The following is an 8,400-nucleotide window of genomic DNA, read 5'->3' as shown; positions in this document are numbered from 1 at the left end:
GACACTCGCTGGCCTGTTGATCCTCTCAGCCTATCTGCCCTTGCACGAGACCATCGAAGCCGAGCGCAGCGGGTCGAACCACGCCACGCCGATCTTCTGGGGCCATGGCAGCGCCGATCCCATCGTCCCGATGGCGTTGGGCGAGATGTCGCGGCAGGCGCTCGAGTCGCTCGGCCATCGCATCGACTGGCACAGCTACCCGATGGCGCACCAGGTCAGCCTGCCCGAGATCACGGATGTGCGCGCCTGGCTGACGGAGCGCTTCGCCGCCGCGTGATCGCGTGCGCGGCGGGGTGAGCAGGCATCCGGCATACTCGCCGCATGCCCGCCACCCCCTCCGAAACGACCCGCGTTCCGCGCCCACCGTCGGCGCCGTTACCTGATTTCTGCAGCCTGCCGGTGTTGTTCGCCTTGCTCGTGGTGGGCGCGCTGACCGTGACCCTCATGTGGCTGGCCCCCGGCGGGACGGGCACGCTTCGCGATTACTGCATTGCCGTGCTCTTCACCAGCTGGCTCTCAGTACTGCTGACCGTGGCGCTGTGCAAGCTGCGCGGCGGCATGCAACGACTGCCCGGCCTGCTGCCTTATGCGGCGGTCTGGCTCCTGCTGGTCGCCACCGTCGGGATCAGCGCGGCGGTGTTGGGGTGGATGGACCACGGTCTTGCGATCGGCATCACTCCCCGGCCAACGATCCACTTCGTCCGCGACAGCGTGGTCGCCACCGGGCTGCTCGGCGCGGGGCTGCTGCGCTACTTCTTCGTTGTCGCGCAGTGGCAGGTTCGCCTGGCCGCCGAGGCACAGGCACAGGTGGCCGCCCTGCAGGCGCGTATCCGTCCGCATTTCCTGTTCAACAGCATGAACGCCGTGGCCGCCCTGATCCGGGTCGATCCCGACGCGGCGGAGCGCACCGTCGAAAACCTTGCCGAGCTGTTTCGTGCGGCCCTGGGTAGCGACACGGAATCCATCGGCACGCTCGGCGACGAGTGGATGCTCGTCGACCGTTACCTTGAGATCGAAGCGTTACGCCTCGGCCATCGACTGCGGGTGGAACGCGACATCGACGTACCGCCCGAGCTGCCCATGCCACGCATGCTCCTGCAGCCACTGGTGGAGAATGCCATCCGCCACGGCGTGCAACCGAGCCGCAGCGGTGGCACGATCCGCCTTGGCGGGAGCAGGGTACCCGGCGGCGTCGAGATCGTCGTCGACAATCCGATCGCCGATGGTGCACCCACACCCGGTACCGGGCACGGCTTGCGCAACGTACGCGAGCGCGTCCGCTTTCACTACGGCGAGCGCGCCAGCGTGAGGGTGGACACCGTGGCGGACCGTTTCATCGTGACCGTTTTCCTGCCGGAGTCCGCGAATGCGCGTGCTGATCGCCGATGACGAACCGCTCGCGCGGGCACGGCTGGATTCGCTGCTCGCGCGGCGCGGCGACGTGCAGGTGGTCGGCAGCGTAGCCGACGGTGAGGCCGCACTCGAGGCCTGCGCGGCGCTGCAACCCGACCTGATCCTGCTCGATATCGAGATGCCCGGTCTCGGTGGCACGGCGGTGGCGCGTCGCCTTGCCGAGGCGGCGATACGGCCACAGGTGGTGTTCTGTACGGCCTACGAGCAGCATGCGTTGAGCGCGTTCGATCTTGGCGTCACGGACTACCTGCTGAAGCCCGTACGCGCCGAGCGCCTCGACGAGGCCCTCGATCGCGTGGCAACACGCTTGCGACCGACCCCCTCCACGCAGGCCACCTGGCTGCGCGCGCGCAACGGCGCCGACGAGGTCCGCGTGCGTCTGGACGATGTCCTCTATCTGCTGGCCGACGAGAAATACGTGGCCGTCCACCATGGCGGCGGCATGTGGCTGATCGACGACTCCCTGCGCCAGCTCGAAACGGCGCACGGCGACCGGCTGGTCCGCCTGCATCGCAATTGCCTGGTGCCGCGGGCCCGTCTCCTCGGCCTGCGAACGCTGAGCGATGGCCGCGTGCTCGCCCGGCTCTCCGGCACCGAGGTCACGCCCGAGGTGAGCCGGCGGAACCTGCCCGCGGTACGCCAGTTGCTACGTACCGACGCCGGCTGAGCGTGCAAGACCGGGGCGAAACGCGGGACAATCCCGCCTCGACCGATCGACCGCCTGGATAGAAATGACCGCACCACTTCGCATCGCCACCCGCAAGAGCGCCCTGGCCCTCTGGCAGGCCGAGCACGTTGCCTCCCTCCTGCGCCAGGCGCACCCGGGGTTGCAGGTGGAGCTGGTGCCCCTCTCGACCCGGGGCGACGAGATTCTCGATCGCTCGCTGGCGACCATCGGCGGCAAGGGCCTGTTCCTCAAGGAACTCGAAATCGCCATCCTCGACGATCGCGCGGATATCGCCGTGCACTCCTTGAAAGACGTGCCGGCGGAGCTGGAGCCGGGCTTCGTGCTCTCGGCCATCCTCCCGCGCGCGGACGCCGCCGACGCCTTCATCAGCAACCAGTACGCGAATCTCGCCGACCTGCCGCACGCGGCGCGCGTGGGCACCTCGTCGCTGCGACGCCAGGCACAGCTACGCGCGGTGCGGCCCGACCTGCAACTGCTCGATCTGCGCGGCAACGTGAATACCCGGCTGGCCAAGCTCGATGAAGGCCACTACGACGCCATCATCCTGGCCTGTGCCGGCGTGGAGCGTCTCGGCCTCGGAAAACGCATCACCGCACGCCTCGCCAGCCCGGACTGGCTTCCGGCCCCGGGCCAGGGCGCGATCGCCGTGGAATCGCGCGCCAGCGACACCCGCGTTGCCGAATTGATGGCGGCCCTGGGCGACCCCGAGACACAGATTGCCGTGGACGCGGAGCGCGCCATGAACGAACGACTGGGCGGTAGCTGCGCCGTGGCGATCGGCGCGTGGTGCGTGGTGGCCGAATACGGTCTCACGCTGCACGGTATGGTCGGTAACGCCCATACCGGTGAGCTGTTGCGTGCGCAGGCCGATGCGAAGGCCGACACACCCGTGGAGCTGGGGCACGAAGTGGCGGCGATGTTGATCGGGCTCGGCGCCGAGGCGTTTTTAGCGCCTCAGCGTTGAGTGAATCCGGCCCGCAAACTCAGAAGTTATAAACGAGGTTCGTCGTCATCAGCTTGTCGGTGCTCACCGTACCCGGCTGGATGTCGCTGTTGTAGCGGATCTGGTAACCCAGCTTCAGCGCCATCTTCTTGGTCATGCTGACCGACAGGCCGATATCATTCTGGTAGTACTGGTTCTTCGAGCCTGCTTCGATCAGTAGCGTGTCTTCCAGCGCGGTGTTCTCGGTAAGACGGTACTTGCCGTTGATCAGGCTACGTCCCACCACCTCACCCTCGTCCTTCGGGGTATACGGCTCCGACACAGCGGCGCCGGTGGCCGGATCCACCACCGGCGTGCCGTCGGCATTGAGCTCCGGACGGGTGGACTTGGCAGGCTGGTAGCGCTTGTAACCGGGACCGACTTCGAAGGACAGCTCGGCGCGTTCGTTCTTGAGGGCGATGTAGCCGTAGCCGACCGAGACGATGCCCTGCCACAGGTTGGCGCCGAAGTCGTCGTGCTCGTAGCGGGCGGCGGTCACGATGTAGCTGCGCGGATCGAACTTGTAGCCCACCGACGCGCCGGTGTCATACCGGTTGGCCGTGGTGCTGAATTTATCGATCGTGTTGCCGTCGGCATCGGTGACCGTCGTCTCGCCCTTCGAACGCAGGCCATTAAGATAGAGGTTGTTCTTCCAGAGCTCGTTTTCCTGGCTCAGGCCGAGCTTGGCGTTGGCGTTTTCGGTGCGTGAGTTACCGCGCGACGAGGCGAAGCCGAATTCGCCCGAGCCGGTCCAGCCGCCGTTCTGGGCCGCGTTGGGCGCGGCGTTGGGGGCCGGCGCGTTGGCGTCGAACGGAGCGGAGGCCGGAGCCGGTGCGGGCGCCGCGGCGACAACGGGTGTCGTCGTCGTGGTGGTCGTTGTGGCTGGCGTTGTGGTTGTCGTCGGCGTAGTCGTTGTCGTGGTAGTCGCCGTTGTGACAGGCGTAGCGGAGGTGGCGTTCTTGGTGGCGTTGGCGTCCTGCGCCGACGCGGTGAACGGCAGCGCGGCAAGGACGAGCGTGGCGATCAGGGATTGTTTCATCGTCTACCCGTATGTGAATGGAAGTGTAAATGGCTAGACTGCCATGAGCTGCGCATAGGCGCGCCCATAGAGCCTTTGCTCGAGACATTGACCGATAACGCAGCTTAACGCGGCCAAACCAGCGGCCGGCGCCAGCATCCGTCCGGCGGGGTGCGACACCAGTAAAAGACACGGCAGCCCGACTGAAAGCACCGCGACGCCGACACGCCCGACCAGCAGGCGCGCGGCCGCGCCACCGGTGGTGAAGCGCTCCGGCACGCCGCGCTCATCGGCCAGCTGGCGCACCGCGCGCCAGCGCATGCCCTCGACGATACCCAACGCCAGCGCCACGGCGAGAAGCCCGAGTCGCCAGGGGGTGGGTGGATCGATCGCCGTCTCATTCTGCAGTGCGACGCAAACCCAGAGCCACAGACCGCCGGCGAACACGGCAGACACCGTGCGGCCCAACGGCTGCGTGTTGGCGAGCGCGGCCACGCCAGGAGGCAGCCGCCGCGACGCGCTCCGCGCCGTATACACAAGGGTGGCAAGTGTACACAGGACGAGGATGGCGCCGGCCAGACGGGTCGCCCAGAACGCGTTTTCTCCCCGCGCCAGGCCAGCCAGCGCCAGCATGGGCAGGTAATTCACCATGGCCACCAGTCCCTCGACCGTGGGCATCATGCGCTTGGCCGGGTTCCAGCCATGCCAGTCCGGCGCGAAACCCAGGCGCAGACAGGTCGCGATGAGACCCAGGCTGACGAACACGAGGCCGATGGTCAGGGGCGCGAGCACCTCGCCGCGGCCGTCGGGATAGACCCCGAGCGCCAGCGAGATGCCGAGCACCATCCACAGCCCATAGCCGGCCGCCGTGGCCGTCTGGATGACCACGAGAGGGGCGGTGAACAGGATGTCGGCGCGAGGAGCGTCGTCCGGCGGTTCGTGTGGACCCACCAGAGCCGGGCCTGCGTGCTTCGGTTCCGCCATGGTCGGGGGAGGCCTTCGGCGAATCGCAAAGCAGCATTTTTGCGCCTTATGGCCCCCGGCGCAAACTTGCGATCGGGCGACCCCCCGAATGGCCGAGTCTCATGTCCCTTGCGGACGGCCATCGCCACCGCCATGCTTGAGTCGCGTAGATACGGGCGTCACGCCCGCACGGACACACTTCCCGAAGCACCATCCAGCCGGCGACACCCATGGACCGCTACGAGCGCATTCTCACCCTGCACCGCCTGCTGAAGTCAGCGCACTATCCCGTGCCGCTGTCCCGGCTGATGGACGAGCTTGAATGCTCGCGTGCCACGCTCTACCGCGATGTCGCCTTCCTGCGCGATGCGCTGGGTGCACCCGTGCAGAGCGTCGCCGGCGAGCAGGCCTCGTTCCGCTACGACGCCTCCGAGGCCGACAGCTTCGAGTTGCCTGGCCTGTGGTTGACCAGTGACGAGCTGGCCGCGCTGATGGCGCTCAATGAGCTTATCGGTCGATCCGATCCCGGTGTGCTCGCAGGCGCGCTGGCGCCGTTCAAGGCGCGCATCGAACGCCTGCTTTCCGACCACGGCAGCGGAAAGGCCTTGCCCGTGGACCGCATCCGGGTGATTTCCTGGGGCGCGCGCAAGATGGACCAGCAGGTGTTTCGCATCGTCGCAGGCGCGACGCTCGAACGTCGCCAGCTGAGCTTCCGTTACCGCGCGCGCACCACCAATGCCGATTCCAAGCGCACGGTGTCACCGCAGCGGCTCACCCACTATCGCGACAACTGGTACCTCGACGTCTGGGACCACGACCGTGAAGCCCTGCGCAGCTTCGCGGTGGATCGCATCGCGGACCCGCAGTCGCTGGAGACGAAGGCCAGGGACGTGGACGACGCCGAGCTTAACGACCTGCTCGCCTCCAGCTATGGCATCTTCGCGGGCAAGCCCAAGGCCTGGGCAACTATCCGTTTTTCATCGCATGCCGCGCGTTGGGTGGCAGACGAACACTGGCACTCGCAGCAAAAGGGCGAGTCCCTGCCGGATGGACGCTACGAACTGAAGGTGCCGTATTCGAACTCGCGCGAACTGTTGATGGACGTACTCAAGTACGGGCCGGATGCCGAGATCGTCTCGCCACTGCCGCTTCGCGAAGAAATGAAGATCCTGCTCCAGTTGGCCCTGACCGGCTACCAGAACAGTTCGAACAACCACCACTGAGCGCCGCCGCTGCATGAGTGAGATCGATATCGCGGATCCGGGCGCCCTGCCCGCCGCCAGCGGTACGCCGCGTAAGCCGCGTGTGGCCCTTGCGCTCGGTGCAGGGGCGGCAAAAGGACTCGCCCATATCGGCGCGATCGAAGTCCTCGAGGAACGCGGTTTTGAAATCGTCGCCATTGCCGGCACGTCGATGGGTGCGCTCGTCGGCGGCATCTACGGCATGGGCAAGCTCGATGTGTATCGCGACTGGGTTTCCGCCCTGGCGCGGTTCGACGTGTTGCGCCTGGTCGACTGGAGCTTCTCGGGCGGTGGTTTCATCAAGGGCGACCGGATCATGGCGGCGCTGCGTGAGCTCATCGGTGAGGTCAACATCGAGGAGCTCAATGTTTCCTATACGGCCGTGGCGACCGACCTGGATCGCGAGCGCGAAGTGTGGCTCACCAAGGGCCCGCTGTTCGATGCGATCCGCGCCTCCATCGCCATCCCGACGCTCTTTCGTCCGTATGTGCACGACGGTCGCCGGCTGGTCGACGGTGCGCTACTGAACCCGTTGCCGGTGCTTCCGCTGATGCGCGAAGACGCCGACTACGTGATCGCCGTAAGCGTGGATGGCGCGGCCGAACTGCAGAAGCCACCGGAAAAGGACGTGACCGTGCGCACCGACGAAGGGTATACCGCCAAGCTCGGGCGTCTGATCGGACGCGTACTGCCTTCGTCGGATGGCAAGCCGAAGCTCAGGGATCCCGGTGCGTTCGACCTGATGACCCAGGCGATGGACCTGATGCAGGCCAATCTCTCACGGCTGCGCCTGGCGGCCTACCAGCCGGACGTGCTGATCGAGATTCCGCGCAATGTATCGACGGTGTACGAGTTCTACCGCGCGAGAGAGTTGATCGAGCTGGGGCGCGAGCGCACGGCGAAGGCGTTGGATGCCTGGCAGCCGCGGATGTTGAAGCGCTGAAAGCGCCGCCTCAGACCTCTTCCGTACGCGTCACCTTCGCCCGCCGCATCAACCAGGCCACGCCGCGCAGATCGGCCAGCCCGACCCAAAGCCGGTCCAGCATCCCGTACTTCGACGTCCCCGCTGTGCGCGGACGATGCCCCACCGGCACGCTCTGGCTGGCAAAACCCGCACGCTTCACCAGCGCCGGCAGGTAGCGATGCATATGGTCGAAGTAGGGCAGGCGCATGAACGTCTCGCGTTCGAACAGCTTCAGGCCGCAACCGGTATCCGGGGTACTGTCCTGGAGCATGCGCGAGCGCACCGCATTAGCGACCTTCGACGAGATGCGCTTGTTGAAACTGTCGCGCCGCGTGACACGCCAGCCAGCGAACAGCTTCAGCGCCGGCGAGGCGTCACGCGCGGCGAGCAGCTTGGGAATATCGGCGGGGTCGTTCTGGCCGTCGCCATCCAGCGTGGCGATCCACGGCGCACGCGCGTTGCGCACGCCATTCCAGACGGCCGTGCTCTGGCCGCTGCGGGTGAGGTGCCGGATGACCCGCAGCTCCGGATACTGCGCCTTGGCGGCGGTGAGCACGGCGACGCTGTCGTCGGTGCTGTCGTCGTCCACGTAGATGATCTCGAAGTCGATCCGGCCGCGCAGCGCCGAGGCGATCTCGGCGAGGAGGGGCGGGATGTTGTCGCGCTCGTTGAAGACGGGCACGACTACGGCGAGGTCGGTCATCGCGATTCCGGGGTGGCTCGATTCGGGGCGGCATTATCGCCCAACCGGCCCGGGATGGGGCCGCGCTCGCCGCGTTCGTTCAGATCCGGCCGATGACTTGCGGCGCCGGGCCTTCGATCGCGGCACGCCAGCCCCGCTCCACGGCGTCCATCGCGCTGCGGCTGGCGCCCTGCTGGGCCAGGACCACCAGGGTGCCGCCGTGCAGCGGCATCTGCCTGCCTTCCCAGCCATCGCGCACGAAGGTGCCGGGCGTGGTGTCCATCTTGCCCGGCATGTACAGGGCCACCACCGGCTCGTCGTTCATGCGGGTCACCAGGTGCACGGCCGGGTACGGACCCACCGTGCAGTCGCGCACGTAGGTGACGCCGGCCGGCATCGGCCCCTTGAGCCGCGTCGCGCGGCCGACGAAACCGGCCTCGACCTGGGCG

At 67.1% G+C, this 8,400-nt stretch carries 10 protein-coding genes; 6 read left to right on the top strand and 4 right to left on the bottom strand.

The window, feature by feature from the left end; all coding sequences use genetic code 11:
• From AC1DT2_RS11300 to hemC, 4 genes are all read left to right on the top strand, one after another.
• Nucleotides 1-277 (top strand): alpha/beta hydrolase (locus AC1DT2_RS11300; RefSeq protein WP_477296273.1); only part of this gene is annotated, 277 nt, incomplete at its 5' end.
• A 44-nt stretch (nucleotides 278-321) separates the two neighbouring features.
• Nucleotides 322-1,389: a sensor histidine kinase gene (locus tag AC1DT2_RS11295; RefSeq protein WP_477296272.1), complete on the top strand. Its 1,068-nt coding sequence runs from the start codon at nucleotides 322-324 to the stop codon at nucleotides 1,387-1,389.
• Entirely contained in the window at nucleotides 1,367-2,080 is a 714-nt protein-coding gene (locus AC1DT2_RS11290) for a LytR/AlgR family response regulator transcription factor (RefSeq protein WP_063574079.1), read from the top strand. Before AC1DT2_RS11295 ends, AC1DT2_RS11290 begins: the two co-directional genes overlap by 23 nt.
• Before the next feature lie 64 nt (nucleotides 2,081-2,144).
• Nucleotides 2,145-3,065, top strand: coding sequence for a hydroxymethylbilane synthase (hemC, locus tag AC1DT2_RS11285; protein WP_477296271.1), 921 nt, complete (start codon nucleotides 2,145-2,147; stop codon nucleotides 3,063-3,065).
• Nucleotides 3,066-3,084: 19 nt separating this feature from the next.
• Here the strand turns inward: hemC and AC1DT2_RS11280 are convergent, their stop codons facing one another.
• Nucleotides 3,085-4,122 (bottom strand): DUF481 domain-containing protein, encoded by a 1,038-nt coding sequence (locus AC1DT2_RS11280; protein ID WP_477296270.1) that lies wholly within the window; start codon nucleotides 4,120-4,122, stop codon nucleotides 3,085-3,087.
• 33 nt (nucleotides 4,123-4,155) lie between these two features.
• Nucleotides 4,156-5,052 (bottom strand): hypothetical protein, encoded by an 897-nt coding sequence (locus AC1DT2_RS11275; RefSeq protein WP_477296269.1) that lies wholly within the window; start codon nucleotides 5,050-5,052, stop codon nucleotides 4,156-4,158.
• Between the two features lie 242 nt (nucleotides 5,053-5,294).
• Between AC1DT2_RS11275 and AC1DT2_RS11270 the strand changes: the two genes are divergently transcribed.
• Together AC1DT2_RS11270 and AC1DT2_RS11265 are read left to right on the top strand one after the other, a co-directional pair.
• A complete protein-coding gene (locus tag AC1DT2_RS11270) occupies nucleotides 5,295-6,287 on the top strand; it encodes a helix-turn-helix transcriptional regulator (protein WP_063573755.1) in 993 nt (330 codons plus the stop codon).
• A 13-nt stretch (nucleotides 6,288-6,300) separates the two neighbouring features.
• Entirely contained in the window at nucleotides 6,301-7,248 is a 948-nt protein-coding gene (locus AC1DT2_RS11265) for a patatin-like phospholipase family protein (RefSeq protein WP_477296268.1), read from the top strand.
• Nucleotides 7,249-7,258: 10 nt separating this feature from the next.
• Here the strand turns inward: AC1DT2_RS11265 and AC1DT2_RS11260 are convergent, their stop codons facing one another.
• On the bottom strand, nucleotides 7,259-7,972 hold the full coding sequence (locus AC1DT2_RS11260; protein WP_218625571.1) for a glycosyltransferase: 714 nt from the start codon (nucleotides 7,970-7,972) through the stop codon (nucleotides 7,259-7,261).
• Between the two features lie 79 nt (nucleotides 7,973-8,051).
• Nucleotides 8,052-8,400, bottom strand: a 349-nt coding sequence (locus tag AC1DT2_RS11255) for a hypothetical protein (RefSeq protein WP_477296267.1), incomplete at its 5' end; no start/stop codon positions are given.

The sequence above is a fragment of the Luteibacter sp. P4_E6 genome, from assembly GCF_056401535.1.
The sequence above is the reverse complement of the archived record's forward strand: the minus strand, read 5'-3'. Positions and strand labels throughout refer to the sequence as shown.

Bases quoted from the DNA above. Each gene is read 5' to 3' on its own strand.
- AC1DT2_RS11295 (WP_477296272.1), top strand. From the start codon at position 322: ATGCCCGCCACCCCCTCCGAAACGACCCGCGTTCCGCGCCCACCGTCG.
- AC1DT2_RS11290 (WP_063574079.1), top strand. From the start codon at position 1,367: ATGCGCGTGCTGATCGCCGATGACGAACCGCTCGCGCGGGCACGGCTG.
- hemC (WP_477296271.1), top strand. From the start codon at position 2,145: ATGACCGCACCACTTCGCATCGCCACCCGCAAGAGCGCCCTGGCCCTC.
- AC1DT2_RS11280 (WP_477296270.1), bottom strand. From the start codon at position 4,122: ATGAAACAATCCCTGATCGCCACGCTCGTCCTTGCCGCGCTGCCGTTC.
- AC1DT2_RS11270 (WP_063573755.1), top strand. From the start codon at position 5,295: ATGGACCGCTACGAGCGCATTCTCACCCTGCACCGCCTGCTGAAGTCA.
- AC1DT2_RS11265 (WP_477296268.1), top strand. From the start codon at position 6,301: ATGAGTGAGATCGATATCGCGGATCCGGGCGCCCTGCCCGCCGCCAGC.
- AC1DT2_RS11260 (WP_218625571.1), bottom strand. From the start codon at position 7,972: ATGACCGACCTCGCCGTAGTCGTGCCCGTCTTCAACGAGCGCGACAAC.